The sequence below is a fragment of the Roseibium sp. M-1 genome, from assembly GCF_054515675.1.
The window spans coordinates 300,930-319,208 of the sequence record NZ_CM137257.1; the positions used below are offsets into that span (position 1 = coordinate 300,930).

The following is an 18,279-nucleotide window of genomic DNA, read 5'->3' on the forward strand; positions in this document are numbered from 1 at the left end:
AGTAGTTCTGACCAGGCCCAATAGAAAAAAGACTCGCCTGCAGTTGCTTCGGACCTAGCCTGTGTGTTGTTAAGGTTTTGTTAACCTTTTGGGCGTGAAAGTTAGCCCAGAAAGTTAACGAAGTAATAATGTAGTTCCGTCGAGGAGACAGGGTCATGCGGGTTGCTGACACCACCTCGATCGCGTCACGGATCGAGCTTGCGTTTCAGTCTGCGAGTACTTCCACAGGGACGTCTTTTGACTACCTGGTGAAAACGGCTGCGCGGGAATCTTCGTTCAATCCCACAGCCAAAGCGCGGACATCCAGCGCAACGGGATTGTTCCAGTTCATCGAATCCACCTGGCTGGAAACGATGAAGGAAGCTGGCCCGAAGCACGGGCTTGAGAAATACTCGGATCACATTCAGCGGTCGAAAAGCGGCAAATACTATGTGAGCGATCCGCAAATGCGGCGGGAAATCCTGGATCTGCGCAAGGATCCGGAAATTTCGTCGACAATGGCGGGGGCGCTCACCCAGAAGAATGCGAACTACCTGGAGCGCAAGATTGGCCGGGAACCGAGCGACGGCGAGCTCTATATGGCGCATTTCCTGGGCGCAGGCGGTGCGAGCCGCTTGATCGATGCGGCCGGTGCCAACCCGGACATGCGGGCCGACAAGATGTTTTCCGCCCAGGCCCGGGCCAACAAGCCGATCTTCTATCATTCGAACGGCAAAGCCCGCTCGCTACAGGAAGTCTACGAGGTCATCGTCTCCAAGCATGACGCAGTGACCATGATCGCCGAAGCCGGGACGAAGAAGAACCTGCGGACCTCTGGCGAGTTGCAGCAGGTCGCGACCCTGCCCAATGCCAAGCCGGACACCGGATTGCTGGCGCTGAACGAGCAGGCCTTCGACCATCTGGCAGGCGACCCGGCAGCAGCCTTCGCGCTGCGCTCCAAGCCGGAACTGCCGGGGCAGATCGCATCCGCCAGTCCGTCGATGCCGCAATTGCCGGAGAAGGATCCGCTGCAATTTGCCGAAGCAACCATGCCGTTGCCGGAAAGCCGTCCGCAGCAGACTGTGGATGCTGCTCCAAGCACCGCCTTCCCGGAAGAGACAGTGGTTGCGGCGGCCAGCCGTCCGGCGCCGCAAGATACGCGGGAAGCTTCCATTAATGGCGGCGGCGACGACGACTTCGACGCGTCGACGCGGGTGCTCTCCGCCTTCCAGGCAACGGAGACGGCCAATCCGTTCGAGGCGCTGTTCCGCAATGACCAGGGTTCGAACCAGGCAGGCGTCAACCCGCGCTTTGCCTCGGCCTTCGCAGCCGTTCAGGAGGCAGCCCTCTTCAGCGCTCTGTCCGGGGCTTCCAGCCAGGTGCAGGCGCAGGAACTGGCGCTCGCCAATCAGGGAGGGCCTCTGGATCTCACACGTTTCCTGCGCTTGAAGGCGGAAGAGGAGCAAAAGGACCTGTTGCCACCGGCCTGATTTGACAGAAACTGCCTGCCACTTTCCACCGGCAGGCAGTGAAGACGGCAGGAACCTTGGCGAAATTATGGTGAACCGATCGTTAAGCCTTTGATGTCAGACTCAGTTCGACTCTTGGGAAGATTGTTTTACCGCCATGAATGCACACGACCTTCACCCTCTGAACGAAGCTGACGAGCGCACCTTGGACATCCGGGCCGCGCAGGAATTTGCGGACCGGTATTTGGCGGCCGACCCCGGCAGCCCGGAACAGACCAGCATGGCTGCAGCCCTGACAATTCTTCTCGACGATCCGAGCCGTGCCGTCCGCAAGGCGATCGCGAAAATTCTTGCCGCCAGCCCGCGGGCACCGGGCCACGTGATCCGCTGCCTTGCAAGCGATGTCGACGAAGTTGCCATCCCGGTTCTGCAAGCCTCTCCGATCCTGACCGAAGCCGAGCTGGTGGATCTTCTGGCCGAAGGCAGCAATGCGGTGCAGTGCGCCATTGCTGTCCGCGACGGCCTGCCGGCATCCATCTGCGCCGCAATCTGCGAAGTCGGCTGCGAAGAGGCCTGCCGCGCCCTCCTGCAGAACCACAGCGCCCGTATCCTGCAATCCTCGCTGCTGCGCATCGCGCAGCGCTTCGAGGACCGTCCGGACCTTTGCGACCAACTGCTCAAGACCCGCGACCTGCCGCTCACTACGCGCTACCAGCTGCTGATGCGGCTCGCCCAAAATCTGGACGATCACCCGATCGTGCTGGAGCGGGTACCGGAAAACCAGCGCCACACTTTCCTCAGCGATGCCGAGGACAAGGTCGTGTTGCGCCTGGCACTGGAAGCCAGCGTCGATGAGCTGCCGGAGTTTGTGGAGCATCTGCGTGCCCACGGCAAACTGACGACGCGATTGCTGCTGCGCGCGGTCTGCTGCGGCCGCTTGCGCTTCTTTGCCGCCGCACTGGCCAATCTCGGCCAGGTGCCGCTGCCGCGGCTTTGCAAGCTGCTGGTGACCGTGCGCCGCTCGGCCCTGCAGGCGATGCTGCGCAAGGCGGGGCTGCCGCTGCGGGCTCACCAGGCCTTCCTGCTGGCCATTGACATCGCCCGGCAGGCGGAAGCCGACTTCACCTATGATCTGGCGCTCGACGAGGCGCGCATGCTGACCGAGACGCTGCTTGCCGAAATGCAGGACGGTGCGCTCGGCGCCGACGAGGATGTGACCGCGTTCCTGCGCCGCTTTGCCATCGACGTCGCGCGGTTGGAGGCCCGGCTCCTGGTCAAGAACAGCGGTTTGCAGGTGACGGCGGCCGCCTGAATAACGCAAGCGCGGCGTCCCGTTCTATTTCCAGAAACACCTCATCGGCAAACGTCTTTTACCGGACAGTGCTTCCGCACAGCAGCGAGTCGGTAGCAGCTTGTTCGGGTTGCGACTTGACCGAACAAAAGCACGTCGCGAAAAAGTGGGTTCCGGCTTTTCGCAAAAAGACGTGAGTCAAAAAAGACATAGAGCCTGTCGCGTGAATTCAAATGAACGCGACACGCTTTAGAGCCAGGTACAGGTCAGGATCCAGCTTGCCTTTGAGCCCCGGCATGCCATCTTTCGCCCGCAAGGGTGGGTCAGGGTCTGGCGGCCAGCGCCGTGTCCCATGCCGATGGTCGCATTTCCGTAAGCCGAGGGATTGCCCGGGCAGTTGCTTGCCGCCTTGGTATCGGCTTTCGGTTTGGAAGTGCCGGTTGATGGAGTTTCCGTCCGGACGGCAACGCACTTGCCGTTCTTGAGTTCCTGATTCCGGCCGCAGGTGAGGGGACATATCCGGCCGGTGGACTTCTTCAGAAGGTCCAGAACCGCGGCATCCGGATCCAGGGACACGAGTTCGATGCCAGCCTCCTTGCCGAAAGTTCGGAGAGCTCCCCTGCTCCTGTTACCCCAATCGCCATCGACCCTGCCGACAGGGCAGCCGAGGCGGTTGAGTTCGGTTTGCATTGCCGAAGCAAGCTCTTCAGGGCTGAGTGACCGGCTCTGTTCGCTGGGCTCGGAAAGCGCAGGCGCTTCCTGGGCAACCGTATCGGACGGTGACAATGCTGCAACCGTGATCTTGTCAGGAACGGGTTCCGCAGCGGGGGATGTCTGTGCCGCAGCCGATGTTGCCTGTGCTTTCCTGGCAGCTTCCGCCGCAGCCAGTTGCGCTTGCTGGATCGCATCGATTTTCAACCGGGCGAGCTTGGCGTAAAGACCATCCGGATACTGTTCCAGGTAGGTTTCGAACATTTCCGGCCGCGTCGCGTTCTGCATGGACTGCCAGAAGGCGATTTCGGCGGATTTGTCGGGTTCTGCTGCCCGTGCCTTCGATTCGTCCGATTTAGCCTTGATCTCGTCGAGGCGGATGCGGGCGATATCGGCAAACTGACCTTCCGGATAGCGCGTGAGGTAGGTTTCGAAATAGGCGGCACTTTCGCCGTTCTTGATCGAATCCCAGTAGGCCAGCTCGATCTGCGGGTTGACCGCCGGGGTTTCCGGTTCAACGGGGGCGATCTGTTCCTCAGCCTTCAGGATAACTTCGCCGGTCAGTGAGGAATTGTCCCAAGGCACCTGCTGGCCCCTGGTGGCATCAAGAACATCCCGGCGGACCATGACCAGGTCGCGGGTGATGTCCTGGCCGGGTGTGCCGAGATGTTTCAGAAGAGCAGTGGTGAAGGGGCTGTTCTCTCCGTCACCATCCTGCGCCACGTTGCCGGGTTGGGTTGCGAAGGATATGAGGGATCCGACGCCAGAGCCGATCTTGGCGAGGCCGCGCCCAACCGCGCTGGACCGCGTCCCCATCGAGCGCGCAAGGTTTTCGGCGAACGGATTGTTCCGGCAGGCGTCGAGAAATACCAGGTTCACCTTCGCGGTTTGCTCCATGGCATTCAGAACGAGATTTGCAGGGAGCGCCTCGAACTCCAGATCCAGATGGGAATCGAGTTCGGCATCGACTGGAAGCAGGTAGTTTTCGCCGCTGACCTGCAGCCCGTGTCCTGCGTAAAAGAACAGGGCCAGATCGGCGCCGTCCAGCGTCCCGATGAACTTCCTGATCGTCTGGCGCATGTCTCTGAGACTGAGATCCTGGCCCGTAACGACTTCAAATCCGAGGCTGGTGAGCTTCTCGGTCATGCCTTGCGCGTCGTTATAGGGGTTCTTCAGCGCGGCAACCTGCTGGTAGCCCGAGTTGCCGATGACAAGCGCAACCCGTCGCTCCGCTTGGGCGGTGGTCAGGCTAAGAAATAAAAGAAACAGGAAACACGAAAAGCGTTTCACGGCAGCACCCCTTTAAATAAAGCGGATGCTAGGCGTGACCTAGAGCAGTGTCAACCAACTCTTTGACGTAGCGTCAGAAATTGTGCCGGCGCGTGCCGGTGATTTCAAACCCGGTGCAAATGCTTGATGCTGTGATCAGTTCCAGAAGCACTTGATTGGCGCGTTGGGAGTAGCCTGAATGCAGGCGCCCGACTTGCCGCAAGGATGGTTGAATACTGCGGTACGGTTCCGGGTGAACAGCACCAATTTGCTCGCGCTTGCTGTCGGATCGTTCGGGCACGAATTTCCTGTCTGGGCCGACTTGACCTTGCTGGCCTTGCTGTTGCTTTCCGCCGGTGACTTCTGCTGAACTGTAATACATTTGCCGTCTTTCGCTTCCTGATTGCGACCACAGGTTAACGGGCAAATCCGGCCAGTGGATTGTTTAACCCTTGCCAGCAATTCCGGAGAGGGGTCCAGCGAGGCAAGTTCGATCCCGGCTTCGCGGCTGAAAGTCCGAAGCGCCTGACGGCTGCGAGCACCCCAATCACCGTCGACTCTTCCGGCAGAACAGCCGAGCCGGTTGAGTTCGGTCTGGAGCGCCGATGCAAGTTCCTTCGGCGTGAGTTCGACTGGCTCTTTGACACTTTTTGCTGTGGAGGGGGCAATTGGCTGGGACAATGCTGCTGTGGAGAGGCCACCTTCGGGTTGGCGGTCGGTTGCTTCAACATTGGCAGCAGCCTCTCTGTCAGTCAGTTTATGAGTCCCTTCGTGTGTTTGAACGGGTGCCTGTGTGCCTTGTTTGATCGCTTCGATCTTCAAACTGGCGAGTTCGGCATAGATGCCCGAGGGATATCTGGAGAGATAACTTTCGAACATTTCCTGCCGCGTCGAATTCTGGATCGACTGCCAAAATGCAATCTCTGCCGACGTACTCTGCTGGGCATCTCGTTTCTTTGCTTCTTCAGATCGTGTCCTTATCTCGTCGATACGGATCCGGGCGATTTCGGCGAATTGCCCTTCCGGGTACCGCTTCAGGTAAGTTTCGAAATAGGCGGTGCTTTCGCCGGATTTGATCGAATCCCAAAAGGCGTACTCGATCTGAGGATTGTCCGGAGGTGTTTGCGGCTCGGCCGATGCCGTGACGTCGACCCGCACTTCCGCTCGCAGAATGACGTCGCCGGTAAGTGAGGAATTGTCCCAGGGTACCTGCTGCCCCTTGGTCGCTTCCAGGACATCCCGGCGGACCATGACAAGGTCGCGGGTGATGTCCTGGCCCGGGGTGCCGAGATGTTTCAAGAGAGCAGTTGTAAAGGGGCTGTTCCTGCCGTCACCATCCTGAGCGACGTTGCCGGGTTGGGTTGCAAAGGAAATGAGGGATCCGACACCGGAGCCAATCTTGGCGAGGCCGCGCCCAACCGCGCCGGAACGTGTACCCATTGAGCGCGCAAGGTTCTCGGCGAAAGGATTGTTTCGGCAGGCGTCCAAGAACACAAGGTTCACCTTAGCGGTTTGTTCCATGGCGTTTAGGACGAGATTGGCGGGAAGGGCTTCGAATTCGAGGTCGATGTAAGAGCTGAGCTGGGCATCGATAGGTACGAGATAATTCTCGCCGTTCACCTGCAGACCGTGGCCGGCATAGAAGAACAGCGCAAGGTCTGCCCCGTCCAGCTTGCGGGCGAACTCCCGGACTGTCTGGCGCATGTCCCTTAGGCTGAGATCCTGGCCCGTGACCACCTCGAAGCCGAGGCCGGTCAGCTTCTCGGTCATGCCTTGCGCGTCGTTATAGGGGTTCTTCAACTCGGCAACATGCTGGTAGCCCGAATTGCCGATGACAAGTGCGACCCGCCGCTCCGCCTGGGCAGTGGTCAGGCCAAGATATAAAAGTAACAGGAAACACAATAAGCGTTTCACAGTAGCACCCCTTGAAATGATGGGATGCTAGGCTTGCCTCAGAGGAGTGTCAATCTGCTCCGTGACGTTGCGTAATTCGAGTTTGCGTCTGATATTTTGCAAGGTCAGTCTTCGTCAGCTTTCGCCGGGAACTGCGCCAGATAGTCTTCCGTCACACTCCGGAGTGTCGAAAGAAGCTTCACACCCGTCTTGTTGGCCTCGTCCTTGGCCCCCTCCATCACCATGGCCCGGATAGCTTCAACGTAGCGTTCGGCGAGTTCCAGAGGGATCCTGTCCGGAGAGGGGACTGTCTCGATCAGGTGGCAGAAGCTGGCGGCGGCCTCGCCGACGAGCGGAAAGCCGAGTGTCAGGGCCTGGCCCTTGATGTTGTGAACCGACTGGAACAGAGCGGCCAGGGTTTCTTCCGTCAATCCCTCGGCGCGCACCCGGTCCCAGGCATTCAGCATGGTCAGGGTTTCAATGTCCATCCAGTTGCCGAAATGGGACGAGAGCCTTTGCAAAGCGGCTTCGGCTGCTTTCACCGGATCGAATTTCTTGGCCTCCCGGGGCGTCAGTTCCCGGACCTTGCCGCGCAGATCGCTCGGCGGGGTCAATATCTCGTACTCCTGGTCCTTGGCGCTTTCAGCCATGACGGTATTGCCTCGTTTGTGGCGGACGCGGTCTTGCCTCAAGAGACTGAGAGGCAGCCGGGCAGGGCCTGTGGCCCCGAGTATCGGCAATCATACTTAACAGGGTGTTTCCGGAATCGTTCTTCGGAGCTAATAACGGAACATTTCCGTCAGGATACGCTCGTCCCAGCCGTGATCGCTGTCGAACATGATCAATCCTTCAACGTTTTCAGCCTCGCTGACGGTGACATGTTTGACCCGGCGGATTTCTGTGTGGTCGGCCGTGGCGCTGACGGGGCGTTTGCCGGGGTCCAGAATTTCGATGTCGACCTTTGCCCGGCTCGGCAGCAAGGCGCCACGCCAGCGGCGCGGCCGGAAGGCGCTGATGGGGGTGAGGGCAAGAAGCTGCGCGGTGATCGGCAGGATGGGACCGTGGGCAGAAAGGTTATAGGCGGTGCTGCCGGCCGGGGTCGCGACGATGATGCCGTCGCAGACCAGTTCCTCCAGCCGAACGCGGTCGTCGACCGCGATCCGGAGGCGAGCCGCCTGCGAAGTCTGGCGCAGCAGCGAGACTTCATTGATTGCCAACGCCGTTTCCTGGCTGCCGTCCTCCCGTGTTGCCGTCATCTCCAGCGGCCGGATCGTGGTGACATCCGCCTTGGAAAGCCGCTCCTTCAGGTCCTTGTCGCGGTATTCGTTCATCAGGAAGCCGACAGAGCCGCGGTTCATGCCGTAGATCGGTTTGCCGCTGCCCATATGGGCATGCAGGGTCTGCAGCATCAGGCCGTCACCACCAAGGGCCACGATCACATCGGCATCCGCCACCGGCACGCTGCCATAACGGTGTGCAAGCTCCAGACGCGCCTTGAGCGCTTCGTCCGTGTCGCTGGAGACAAAGGCGAGCTTTTCCGTGGAAAGCGGCCGGGAGTTTTCAGTACTGGGCGGTGGTGGGGATTGGTTCATGTTCTGCGGAGTTTTTGCCTTGCGGTGTTGCCGGGCAAGCCTCGTTGCATTGTGAGGAGGTATGCCTTGACATCGGACCAGCACCATAACCGGGGAGGAGGCGGAGGGGCAGTGAAAAATGTGATTAATGGTCAAATGGGTTTTGCCTATTTGGCTGTTGCTAGGCCACATTTTTTCACTGAAAATTTTAACAGCAAAAGCTTGAGCCTCGACGTAACGCGGAGAAATGCTGCATGCTCCGCGGAGCTTGTTTTGGCGGCCACTTCTGTTTGGGCGGCGATTACAACGATGGAAAAATTTGTCTTTGTTGTGAAGTGAGTCCGTTTGCTTAGTTTCTATGGGTAATCATAATGCAAGAATTTAGTATTTTTTCTCAGTATTCGAAATTTCTATTTTTTCTAGGAGGGTTGTTTTACGTTCTATTTTTCCACTTTTTAGGATTATTCTTCATATCAGGTTCAGTTTTTTTGTTGGCTGTTATTTTAGTTTCAATTGGCGTGCTTACTTCAGTCGTGGGGGTTGCGCTATATGTTCGTGAATTAAGCTTTGAAAACTCTAGTGCTGACATACGTCTGAGAATGAAGGATGAAGCGAAGAGTTATTTTTCGACATTTAGGCCCTATTTGTTTTTTGTTTCAGCGCCAATCGTTTCGCATTTTTTGTTTCTGATTTTCTATAATATAAATTTTGAGATTGAAGCATACTTTGGAGAACTTCCTTATATTTTTGTTATTTATGGCATAAAAATTTATTGGATTTATCTGATACTTATTCCAATATATTTTCTCTCTGGAAAAATTAATTTGATATTTGAAAAATATGGAGATCTTAAACGTTAGGGGAGGCGAGGGAAGAACTCGGAATTTACGATATCAGATTTAAGAGCTATCGAGATCTCCGCTTTATTTGTCGGTGTCGGCTGACAAACGGAGTGCTGGTACCTCGTCAAGGGCTTCCTGCCTGCATACCGGATCCTCCAACAATTCCTGCCACTCGAAAAACGGCACGATGGCCGAACGGGTATCGTCGATCTTGGCGGACATGATGCCTGCGACACGCAGGCCATTTTCTGTTTCGACCAGGAGCGGGCCACCCGAGGCACCTGCTTCGGTGGTGCAGTCGGTGACCCAGCTGTCCTCCTTCGTGCCGAGCACGCGGCAGGCTGGCACGACGGTGGGCAGGAACCGGCGGCTGCGGCGATAGCCTACGGACTGGAAGCGGGTATCCTTGGTGAGAACCGCCGCCTCCTCCAACGACAGAACCGGGACCGGGGGCAGGGCGCTTGGCTCTTTCAGCACAATCAGACCGACATCGTTGTGGACGTCGCGCAGCTTCGGCTGCTGCTGCGGCGTGTAAGCGCTGTTGGTCTTGAGGCAGGCCGGTTCCAGCCGGGCCGAATACTCCTCGCGGCGGACACCGGCGACGAAAATGAGATCTTCCAGCGGAAAGTGCCGTTCGGTGTTTTTGTTAAAGAGGCAATGGGCGGCAGTCAGCACGAGATTGGGGGCAATCAGTGTGCCGGTGCACATGGTGGTGGTGCGATAGCCGGCCACGTTCACCCGGCCGATAGAGAGCCAGGGGGCATTGGTCGAGTCGATAACCTTTAGCTCGACAGCTCCGGCGGATGCAGGCGGGAAACATACCAGAGCGAGCACCGCAAGACACCAGGCCCGACGAAGCCTGCTTGGGCCTGACCGGGCGGTTGATAAATTTTCTCGCAAGGAAGCGCACATGCTCAATGGCCCCGTGGATAGGGGGCATTCTGGAGGAGAGCGTTTAACGCGGTCTAAAACTGGATCTCTAAACCTCAACGCTACTCGCTGTAATAATCCCAGACCGGTGTCCGGGCGAGGGTCTCGTCATTGTGGCGCATGCGTGTCGACAGCAGCGCATCGAGGCTCGCAAGAACGAGCTCCGGCCGGCCAGATGCCTCGTTGACGGGAGCTGCCGGTTCCGGAGCGGCGCGCATCAGCACATTCGGCAGGCCGGAGAAGTGCACGAACTGCCAGTCCGGTCCGAGGCGGCTGAGGACTGCGGTCGAACCTTGATGAGCCCCGGGAGGGAAGCTTTCCGGCAATTGCTTCAGGAGCAGCCGATAGTCGAATTCCCAAAGGGCTGCGTTTCGCCAAGTGACCGGCGTCTGGCCCTCGAGGAAGGGCCTGAGGCTGGTGCCGTCAGGTGCGTGTTCGGGAGCGACCTCCCAAAGGTCCAGCAGTGTCGGGAAAATGTCGGCGGCGGACGTGAAGGCGGTGACCCGGTTCGCCCTTGCACCGCCCGGCGTGCGGATCATCAGCGGTATGTGGTAGCTCTGGCGGTAGAAGCCGCCTTTGCCAAGCATCCAGTGATCGCCCATCATTTCCGCATGGTCGGAGGTGAAGACGATGAGGGTGTTTTCCAGGTCCCCAAGCGCCGCGAAGATCCGCCCGAGCTGCGCATCCACCTCGCTGATCATGCCGTAATAGAGCGCCCGCAAGCGTTTCAGGTCGTGCCGCGTCAGGTCGCACACGTGGCCGCTCGCGCCTGGAACATGGCTGGAAAGATGCTGAAGCTTCTGCAGGGCGGCGAGGAGCGGATGAAAGGCCGCTTCTTCGGCCGTCGTCTCGGCCCCGGCAAAGTCGGGCCCGTCTTCCGGATCGTACATCGTGTTATAGGGCGCCGGCACGGCGATCGGTGGATGCGGGCGCAGGAACGAGACATGCGCCATCCAGGGCCGGTCTTTGTGCTGCTCGCCAAGCCAGGAGAGGAACGCGTCGGTGAGGAAGGCTGTCTGGGTCTCGTCCCTGGAATAGCGCGGGGCCTTGCGGGAGATCCGTTCGCCGTCTTCCGGCTCCACATGATGGATCGTCGCAAAGGTTTTCGGGTCGTGACCACGCGCCGCGAGCCAGGAGAGCCAGGGCTTGTCGTCTTCGGGCAGCGGCTGGCGTACCTGGAAACCCGGCAGCACGCCTTCATAGGTGGCGAGCGCCGGGTCGTTCGGATCGTGCAGGCGCGGATCCGGCGCGGTGTCCGTATAGCCGAAGAGCGTCGGCGTGTAGCCGGCCCGGCGGGCGGCGCGGGCAATGTTGTCGAAGCGGTCGTCGAGCGGCGCGCCGTTCGAAACCACCCGGTGGTTCATCTGGTAAAGACCGGTATAGAGCGAGGCACGGGCCGGAGAGCAGGGGGCCGTCGGTGCGTAGTGCTGCTCGAAAACGGTCGCGGTCTCGGCGAAGGCATCTAGGTTCGGTGTCTTTACGACCGGATGGCCCACCGTGCCGAGGCAGTCGCCCCGCCACTGGTCGGCGGTGATCAGCAAAACGTTCGGGCGGGTCATTTGGTTTCGAGCATCTCGATGAGGGCGGGCAGGTCGGCGACGGAATCTATCACATAGTCAGCGCCCGCCTGTTTCAGTTTTTCCGTCGCGTGCCGGCGCAGGGTGTCGACCTCGGCTTCGGAAAGCGCCGCCAGTTCTTCCGGCGTCTTGCCGGCATAGTTGCCTGAGAGTGCCAGGCCGACAGTGAGGCAGCCCGCGGCAACGCCTTCGGCAATGCCCGGTTCCGTGTCGTCCACCTTGATGACCGCACTCGGCGGATAGGCGACAAGATCGACGAAGCACTGATACATGCCGAGCGGTCCGGGGCGTCCTTCGGGCAGGTCGTCGGCGCAGAGGAGGTTGTCGGGCACATAGCCTTGCTCGGCGGCCTTCGGTAGAACCCGTTCCATGATCGAGCGGGTGTAGCCGGTGGTGGAGCCGATCTTCACGCCTTTCCCGCGCAGATACTTGACGGTGTCGAGTGCTCCCGGGACCAGATCTGAAAAGTCGGCGACGACCTCCTCGTTCATGGGCACGAAGATCTCGTAAACCTTGTCGACATCGGCATCGCCCGGCGCCGCGCCGTATCTTGCGGTCCACTGCGCGGCAATGTCCGGATCGTCCATCATGGCGCGGATATGGTCCCATTTCGGCTTGCCCATCGGGGCGCGTGCCTGGTCGATGGAGGCGGTGATGCCGAAGCTCTCGAACGCCTTGACGAAGACACCCATCGGCGCGAAGGAACCGAAATCGATCATGGTGCCGGCCCAGTCGAAGACCACGGCTTTGAATTTGCTCATTTTATTTCCTCAAGCATAAAGGCCGGCGATGGTTTCCTCGCCGATGGCAAAGGCGGTGGAGGCGCCGCAACCTGCCGTGACGACCACAATGCGGGTTGCGTCGTCCGGGCTGTCCGTGAAGCGCCAGCGATCCCGGGCGGAGGCATAGGTGCCGATCCAGGTTTCGGTGATGTCGTAGGGACCGACATCCAGAACAGTGTCCATCTCGGACAGGATCAGGTCGTTCACGCCCTTTTCGATAAACGGGTCCGGTGTCGGGCCATAATGGTGGCTGTCACCGACGACCAGACTGCCGTCGGCGGACTGAACCACGATGAGATGGATGCCGTTGTCGCGAAGCGGCCGCATCTCCCTGTCGAGCCGGGCCTTCAACGCGTCGGCTTCGGGAAGTTCGGCATAACCAAGATAGCGGGCGAGACCGAGATCCGACATGACAGTGGTGCCGAGATTGAACGGTCGCTTCGACTGGATACGCAGCATCTGCAGTTTACAGCGGGTGGTCTCGTAGGCAGAGATCCGGCTGGAGAACAGCGTGGTTGCATCGTCGCCCGGACAGACGATCACTGCTTCGGCATGGAGATTTCCACGCGAGGTTTCCAGCCTGGGTGTCGCGATTGAATTGACGCTGGTCTGCCAATGGAAATCGACATTCAGTGTCTCCGCCAGCCAGGTCGCGATCCTGGGCAGGGCATCGCGCGATTCCACCCGGACCTCCAGCGGCGAATAAAGCGCCGAGGTGATCGCATCCCTGCGCAGCGCAGGAACTTTTCCCATTGCTTCCGCGGCGGTGAGGCGGCGGCAATGTTCCCCCATTTCGGTCTTCAAGAATGCGTCGATGACGGCTTCCGATTCCGGCAGCCGTGCCGTCATGGTCAGTCCTTCCTGGAGCAGCGGGATCCGGGCGGCCTTTGCAATCTCGGACCAGACCTGCCGGCTGCGACAGGCCATCTGCCAACAGTCTCCGGCCTGCTGGCCGGTGACCGTAACGAAGCCGAAATTGCGGATTGAAGCGCCGTTGGCCAGGCTGTCGCGGTCGATTACGACGACCTTCTTGCCAAGCCTTGCGGCTGCCAGGGCATGGGCGAGGCCGACAATGCCCGCGCCGACAACCGCAAGGTCATAGGATTTCTTTGTCATTCAGGTCTGTCCAAAGCCGGCCGGAGCCTTTCAAACTCTATGGCAAGCCCTCGTCGCATACGACAGTATCGGGCCCGATGAAGGCGCTAGAAAGTCCGGCCAGAAAGTCCGACCAGAAACTCCCGCCAGAAAACACGGGAATTCTGACAGGTCGATGAAAATTCTCAATGTATAGCTTTTTGTTATCGAATTGGAGCCGGCAACTTCAGGCATCACTCTGCAGACAGTTGCGGAACGCTTCGATGGCGGCGACGTTTGCCATGTCCTTCTGCCAGACTGCGTAATGGTTTGCACCGAGCGCGGGATCGGCGATCTGAACAGGGACCAGTCCGTCTCGTTCCGATATTTCCGCTTCGAGTGCGACGCCGGAACCGGTGCCTGAACGCACAAGGCTGGCAATGGAGCCCCAGGAGCCGAGGGCGAGCACCGTGTTGGTCCTTATCCCGGCGACCATGGCCGCGGCATCGAAAATCCTGCGGGTGCCCGAGCTTCCTTCCCGCTGAAGCAGGGGCAGCCTGGCGACATCCGCCCAATCCGCCTGATCTTTCCGGGTGAGTGGATGCTCCGGCCGGACGGCGAGGACGATGCGGGTCCTCACAATCAGTTCGCCTTCCAGGCCGGCCGGGATTTCCTTGCCGGTGATGAAGCCGATATCGATGTCGCCGTCTTCGATGAGGTCAACGATATCCTGGCTTGCGAGAGCCCGCGCCTCGATGGCGATGTCCGGGTGCCGCGCCATGAAGGACGAAATGCGCGGGATCGCCAGCTGGTAGGTGGAGTAGCCGATCCGCAGCTCGCCGGAAGCCAGCATGCGTTTGTGGGAAAGTTCCGTCTCCAGATCGCCCGCCAGCGCCAGCACGGCCCTTATGCGGGGCAACAGCTGTTGAAGGGCCGGTGTTGCGGCGACCGAATAGCCGGATTTGGCAAGAAGCTTGACCTTGAACCGGCTTTCCAGGCCTTGCACATGGTTGGAAATCGACGGCTGGGAGACGCCGATTTCCTTCGCGGCCGCCGAAAAACTGCCCGTGCGCACGACCGCCTCCAGTGCACGCAATTGCGCCAGGCTGAGATTGCCTGCCGGTCGAGGTGGTTCCTTCGCCAATTGTGTCAGCCCGTCAGGTCGGCAATGGGCGCGCGGCAGGTTCCCGTCTCTTCTAGATAACGGGCGACGCGCAGGGCCAGATCCTCGCGCCACGCAGGCGCGATCACCTGGACACCGATGGGCAGCTTCGCGCCGTCCAGCCAGACCGGGACCGTGACGGCGGGCAGGCCGATATAAGAGATCGGCTGGGTAAAGAGGCCGATATTCGGCCGAGCCGGCATGGTCTCGCCATTGATCGTGAAGGTCTTGGTGCCCGACGGCAGGGCGGTGAAGGGCGTTGCCGGGGCCAGCAGGATATCGACCTCCTCGAAAATCTTGCGGAAGAGATCGCGGAACCAGCTGCGGAAGCGCTGGGCCTGCTGCACCCAGACGGCGGGCACCATCGTCCCTGCCAGAAATCGGTCGCGGGTTTCCGGGTCGAAATCCTGCGGTCGTTCCCGTATGCGGTTGAAATGCAGGGTCGAGCCCTCCGCCGCTGTTATGACATAGGCTGCCGCCCTGGCGCGCGCTGCTTCCGGAATGTCGATCTCCAGGCCGGCGCCGAGCGCCTTGGCGACCAGGTCGACTGCGTTCAGGGCTTCCGGCAGGGCCTTCTCCTTGAAATAGCCGCCGGCAACCGCAATGCGCAGCTGGCCGATGCCTTCGTGGAGGCGGAGACGGGTTTCAAGCTCCGGGTGGTCCGCCTTGGCTGGGTCTTTGGGATCGTGCCCCTGCAGCACGTCGAAGATCAGTGCCAGATCCTCGGCCGAGCGGGTGAGGGGGCCGAGATGATCGAGGCTGCCGACAAAGGGATAGGTGCCTGCCCGGCTGAGGCGGCCATAGGTGGGCTTCAAGCCGAAGAGGCCGCAGAAGGAGGCCGGCACGCGAATGGAGCCGTTGGTGTCGGAACCCATGGCAAGCGGCACCATGCCGGATGCGGCCGCAGCTGCTGAGCCGGAGGAAGAGCCGCCGGTCATTCGGCCGGTGTCATGCGGATTGCGGCAGATGCCGTCGTGGGCGCTTTCGCCGGTGAAGTCGTAAGCGTATTCGCCCATATGGGTCGCGCCGACGAGGACGGCGCCGGCCGCCTGCAGCTTGCGCACCAGCGTCGCGTCGGAAGCGGCGGGCGGGTTTTCGCAATTGATCTTTGCGCCTGCCCGGGTTGTCAGGCCCTCGACGTCATAAAGGTTCTTGACCGCATAGGGGACGCCGGCCAGTGGCAGGTGCCGGCCTTCGGAGATGCCGTCGTCGACCGCGCGTGCTTCCAGCAGGGCGCGCTCCGACAGAATATCGGTGAAGGCATTGAGCGCCGGATTAAGCGTTTCAATCGCCTCAAGTGCAGCATAGGCCGCCTCGATCGCCTTGACTTCGCCCTTGGCGACCGCGCTGGCAGTCTGCGTAGCGGTCCAGCTGCAAAGATCAGGGAGCTTCTCCGTCATGGCCGGTAAACCGGAGCGGCTTCCGCATGGTCGTCGAGCGGAAAGGCCAGGACAGCCTCGGCCGCCTTCTCGATGGCGGCGATGTGCATCTCCACCACCGGGCGCCAGTCGTCCTCGATGGTCAGGCCCAGCATCTTTTCCATGTGGGCGACGTGGTCTTCGGCCCGGAACGGTTCCGCCATGCTTACCTCCTTGTCAAAATCTCAGGCTGCATCTTTCAAATGCAAGGCGGTCCTGTCCAGCAGAGATTTCGTCTTTCTTGCCGTGGTTTGGCCGATCCGCGAGCTGTGGATGAAATGGCCACAATTCGGACCTGGGAAGCAGTAAATTGTTGCGGCGCAGCATTTCGATTGCATAAATTTTAGCCCTGCGCATAATGTCGGCATGAGCGGCGGGCTTTCGATACTGGTCATTGACGACAACAAGATACGGGCATCGATCATCGAGCAGGGATTGCGCGATGCGGGCCACGACAAGGTTATTCTCGTGCACCAGATGGAAGGTCTGGTGCGGCAGATCGCAGATATCAATCCGGACGTCATCGTCATCGACCTGGAAAACCCGAATCGCGACCAGCTGGAACATATGTTTCAGGTCTCGCGCGCCGTCAGGCGGCCGATCGCGATGTTCGTCGACAAGTCCGACAGCCATTCCATCGAGGCGGCCGTCGATGCGGGTGTTTCCGCCTATATCGTCGACGGGCTCAAGCGCGAGCGGGTCAAGCCGATCCTCGATATGGCCATCAGCCGCTTCCGGGCCTTTTCCCGGCTGACAGAGGAGCTGGAGGAAGTGCGCACCGAACTGGCGGACCGCAAGACCATCGACCGGGCCAAGGGCATTCTCATGAAGTCGAAGGGGCTTTCCGAACAGGCCGCATACGATCTGTTGCGCCGCACGGCCATGAACCAGAGCCGTAAGATCATCGATGTTGCCCAGAGCCTGGTGATCGCCAGCGGGTTGCTGGGGGACTGACGCCGTGAGAACAAGAAAAACGTGTCGGGGGGGAGCGGCCAGCCAGGGAGCCGGAGTGTCATGGAAACAAATCTGAGGCCCGTGATTGCCGGGTTCATTCCGCTGCTCGACAGCGCGGTCGTTGTTGCTGCGGCAGAGCTTGGCTTTGCCGAGAGGGAAGGCGTTGCGCTCAAGCTGATCCGCGAAACCTCCTGGGCCAATATCCGCGACCGCATTTCCGTCGGCCATTTCGACGTTGCCCACATGCTGGCGCCGATGCCGATTGCTGCCAGCCTCAATCTCACCAGCCTTGCCGTTCCGATGCTGGCGCCAATGCTGCTCGGGCTTGGCGGCAACGCAATCACCGTCTCGACGGCGCTGTGGTCGGACATGGCAATTGCCGGTGCCGATGCGTCAGGCGATCCGGTTTCGACCGGCAAGGCGCTGGCGAGCGTGATCGAACAGCGCCAGGAAGCCGATGCGCCGCTGCTGCATTTCGGGGTCGTACATCCCTATTCAGGGCATGCGTATGAGCTGCGTTACTGGCTTGCAGGTGCCGGGATCGATCCGGACAGGGATGTCGAGATTACCGTGCTGGCGCCGCAGGTGATGGCCGATGCGATGAAAGAGGGCCAGCTCGACGGCTATTGTGTCGGTGAGCCCTGGAACACGGCAGCGGTCGATGCCGGAGCGGGCCGCATTGCCACCTATAAGCAGGCGATCTGGCCGAACAGCCCGGAAAAGGTTCTGGGCGTGACCCGCAAATGGGCCGGGGCCAACCCGGAGACACTGGCCGCTCTCATGCGGGCTTTTTCGGCCGCCGCCGACTGGTGCGCCGAACCGGGCAACAATGAAGAGCTTGCCTCAATCCTTGCGCGGCCGGATCTTCTGGCCTGTCCCGCCGAGATCTGCCTAGCGGCTCTCTCGGGCAGGATCCGGTTCGGTCCGAAGACGGAAAGGACCGTTCCCGGGTTCCTGACCTTCTCCGGCGGGCTCACGGCAGCGCCTCTGCCGGTTCATGGCAAATGGTTCTATGAGCAGATGGTGCGTTGGGGGCAGGTGGCGTGGTCGGAGGCCGCGCTCAAGGAGGTTGAGGAGATCTTTTCGCCTCAAGCCTATCTCTCTGCCCTCGGTGTCTCCGATGTGCCGGCGCAGACGGGCATCGAGATGTTCGACGGGGCTCGGTTCTGAGCGCCTTCCGGTTACTGCCTGCAAATTCATCACCGTCGCTGCGCTGCACAAATTTCGTTCAATTGCCTCCGCACTTAGCCGATTAAAAATGCAGACAGCGTGCCCTGTTTAAAAATTCATCACCTTTAAGTATTTGTAAATCAATGAAATCCGTGAATTTTCCGAGTTGGCACGCTTCGTGCTTATA

At 60.1% G+C, this 18,279-nt stretch carries 17 protein-coding genes; 6 read left to right on the forward strand and 11 right to left on the reverse strand.

All coding sequences use genetic code 11. The features are described from left to right. The first annotated feature begins 155 nt into the window (after positions 1-155). Both ACX3M4_RS01505 and ACX3M4_RS01510 read left to right on the forward strand, forming a co-directional pair. The gene (locus ACX3M4_RS01505) at positions 156-1,469 is read left to right on the forward strand and encodes a transglycosylase SLT domain-containing protein (protein WP_459356840.1); all 1,314 of its coding nucleotides are present in this window, start codon (positions 156-158) and stop codon (positions 1,467-1,469) included. A gap of 136 nt (positions 1,470-1,605) precedes the next feature. Then, positions 1,606-2,760 (forward strand): DUF2336 domain-containing protein, encoded by a 1,155-nt coding sequence (locus ACX3M4_RS01510; protein ID WP_459356841.1) that lies wholly within the window; start codon positions 1,606-1,608, stop codon positions 2,758-2,760. 228 nt (positions 2,761-2,988) lie between these two features. On the opposite strand, the gene ACX3M4_RS01515 is transcribed toward ACX3M4_RS01510, so the two are convergent. From ACX3M4_RS01515 to ACX3M4_RS01530, 4 genes are all read right to left on the reverse strand, one after another. Beyond that, positions 2,989-4,740: a caspase family protein gene (locus tag ACX3M4_RS01515; RefSeq protein ID WP_459356842.1), complete on the reverse strand. Its 1,752-nt coding sequence runs from the start codon at positions 4,738-4,740 to the stop codon at positions 2,989-2,991. A gap of 135 nt (positions 4,741-4,875) precedes the next feature. Next, positions 4,876-6,633: a caspase family protein gene (locus ACX3M4_RS01520; RefSeq protein ID WP_459356843.1), complete on the reverse strand. Its 1,758-nt coding sequence runs from the start codon at positions 6,631-6,633 to the stop codon at positions 4,876-4,878. A 104-nt stretch (positions 6,634-6,737) separates the two neighbouring features. Further along, complete coding sequence (locus ACX3M4_RS01525; RefSeq protein ID WP_459356844.1) at positions 6,738-7,262, reverse strand: Hpt domain-containing protein; 525 nt, start codon at positions 7,260-7,262, stop codon at positions 6,738-6,740. 129 nt (positions 7,263-7,391) lie between these two features. Next, complete coding sequence (locus ACX3M4_RS01530) at positions 7,392-8,204, reverse strand: NAD kinase (protein WP_459356845.1); 813 nt, start codon at positions 8,202-8,204, stop codon at positions 7,392-7,394. Positions 8,205-8,270: 66 nt separating this feature from the next. On the opposite strand from ACX3M4_RS01530, the gene ACX3M4_RS01535 reads away from it, so the two are divergent. Both ACX3M4_RS01535 and ACX3M4_RS01540 read left to right on the forward strand, forming a co-directional pair. Beyond that, positions 8,271-8,522 (forward strand): hypothetical protein, encoded by a 252-nt coding sequence (locus ACX3M4_RS01535; RefSeq protein ID WP_459356846.1) that lies wholly within the window; start codon positions 8,271-8,273, stop codon positions 8,520-8,522. Between the two features lie 32 nt (positions 8,523-8,554). Then, a complete protein-coding gene (locus tag ACX3M4_RS01540) occupies positions 8,555-9,043 on the forward strand; it encodes a hypothetical protein (protein WP_459356847.1) in 489 nt (162 codons plus the stop codon). Positions 9,044-9,106: 63 nt separating this feature from the next. Here ACX3M4_RS01540 and ACX3M4_RS01545 read toward each other — a convergent pair whose 3' ends face one another. The 7 genes from ACX3M4_RS01545 to ACX3M4_RS01575 all read right to left on the reverse strand — a co-directional run bounded on the left by ACX3M4_RS01545 (position 9,107) and on the right by ACX3M4_RS01575 (position 16,132). Further along, positions 9,107-9,859 (reverse strand): trypsin-like serine peptidase, encoded by a 753-nt coding sequence (locus ACX3M4_RS01545; RefSeq protein ID WP_459356848.1) that lies wholly within the window; start codon positions 9,857-9,859, stop codon positions 9,107-9,109. A 158-nt stretch (positions 9,860-10,017) separates the two neighbouring features. Next, positions 10,018-11,514, reverse strand: coding sequence for a sulfatase-like hydrolase/transferase (locus ACX3M4_RS01550; RefSeq protein WP_459356849.1), 1,497 nt, complete (start codon positions 11,512-11,514; stop codon positions 10,018-10,020). Next, on the reverse strand, positions 11,511-12,293 hold the full coding sequence (gene phnX, locus ACX3M4_RS01555) for a phosphonoacetaldehyde hydrolase (RefSeq protein ID WP_459356850.1): 783 nt from the start codon (positions 12,291-12,293) through the stop codon (positions 11,511-11,513). The genes ACX3M4_RS01550 and phnX overlap by 4 nt, the downstream gene beginning before the upstream one ends. A gap of 9 nt (positions 12,294-12,302) precedes the next feature. Beyond that, positions 12,303-13,430: a TIGR03364 family FAD-dependent oxidoreductase gene (locus ACX3M4_RS01560; protein WP_459356851.1), complete on the reverse strand. Its 1,128-nt coding sequence runs from the start codon at positions 13,428-13,430 to the stop codon at positions 12,303-12,305. 205 nt (positions 13,431-13,635) lie between these two features. After that, positions 13,636-14,532, reverse strand: coding sequence for a LysR family transcriptional regulator (locus tag ACX3M4_RS01565; protein WP_459356852.1), 897 nt, complete (start codon positions 14,530-14,532; stop codon positions 13,636-13,638). Positions 14,533-14,537: 5 nt separating this feature from the next. Continuing rightward, positions 14,538-15,950: an AtzE family amidohydrolase gene (locus ACX3M4_RS01570; protein WP_459356853.1), complete on the reverse strand. Its 1,413-nt coding sequence runs from the start codon at positions 15,948-15,950 to the stop codon at positions 14,538-14,540. After that, positions 15,947-16,132, reverse strand: a complete 186-nt coding sequence (locus ACX3M4_RS01575; protein ID WP_459356854.1) for a DUF4089 domain-containing protein — start codon at positions 16,130-16,132, stop codon at positions 15,947-15,949. Before ACX3M4_RS01575 ends, ACX3M4_RS01570 begins: the two co-directional genes overlap by 4 nt. A 202-nt stretch (positions 16,133-16,334) precedes the next feature. Here ACX3M4_RS01575 and ACX3M4_RS01580 point away from each other — a divergent pair, with 202 nt between their 5' ends. Together ACX3M4_RS01580 and ACX3M4_RS01585 are read left to right on the forward strand one after the other, a co-directional pair. Then, positions 16,335-16,922, forward strand: a complete 588-nt coding sequence (locus tag ACX3M4_RS01580; RefSeq protein WP_459356855.1) for an ANTAR domain-containing response regulator — start codon at positions 16,335-16,337, stop codon at positions 16,920-16,922. A gap of 60 nt (positions 16,923-16,982) precedes the next feature. Then, complete coding sequence (locus ACX3M4_RS01585) at positions 16,983-18,092, forward strand: CmpA/NrtA family ABC transporter substrate-binding protein (RefSeq protein ID WP_459356856.1); 1,110 nt, start codon at positions 16,983-16,985, stop codon at positions 18,090-18,092. Positions 18,093-18,279 lie beyond the last annotated feature (187 nt).

Coding starts and splice junctions, on each gene's coding strand:
- ACX3M4_RS01560 (WP_459356851.1), bottom strand. CDS start 13,430: ATGACAAAGAAATCCTATGACCTTGCGGTTGTCGGCGCGGGCATTGTC.
- ACX3M4_RS01580 (WP_459356855.1), top strand. CDS start 16,335: ATGAGCGGCGGGCTTTCGATACTGGTCATTGACGACAACAAGATACGG.
- ACX3M4_RS01530 (WP_459356845.1), bottom strand. CDS start 8,204: ATGAACCAATCCCCACCACCGCCCAGTACTGAAAACTCCCGGCCGCTT.
- ACX3M4_RS01540 (WP_459356847.1), top strand. CDS start 8,555: ATGCAAGAATTTAGTATTTTTTCTCAGTATTCGAAATTTCTATTTTTT.
- ACX3M4_RS01525 (WP_459356844.1), bottom strand. CDS start 7,262: ATGGCTGAAAGCGCCAAGGACCAGGAGTACGAGATATTGACCCCGCCG.
- ACX3M4_RS01510 (WP_459356841.1), top strand. CDS start 1,606: ATGAATGCACACGACCTTCACCCTCTGAACGAAGCTGACGAGCGCACC.
- ACX3M4_RS01570 (WP_459356853.1), bottom strand. CDS start 15,950: ATGACGGAGAAGCTCCCTGATCTTTGCAGCTGGACCGCTACGCAGACT.
- ACX3M4_RS01550 (WP_459356849.1), bottom strand. CDS start 11,514: ATGACCCGCCCGAACGTTTTGCTGATCACCGCCGACCAGTGGCGGGGC.
- ACX3M4_RS01575 (WP_459356854.1), bottom strand. CDS start 16,132: ATGGCGGAACCGTTCCGGGCCGAAGACCACGTCGCCCACATGGAAAAG.
- phnX (WP_459356850.1), bottom strand. CDS start 12,293: ATGAGCAAATTCAAAGCCGTGGTCTTCGACTGGGCCGGCACCATGATC.
- ACX3M4_RS01585 (WP_459356856.1), top strand. CDS start 16,983: ATGGAAACAAATCTGAGGCCCGTGATTGCCGGGTTCATTCCGCTGCTC.
- ACX3M4_RS01505 (WP_459356840.1), top strand. CDS start 156: ATGCGGGTTGCTGACACCACCTCGATCGCGTCACGGATCGAGCTTGCG.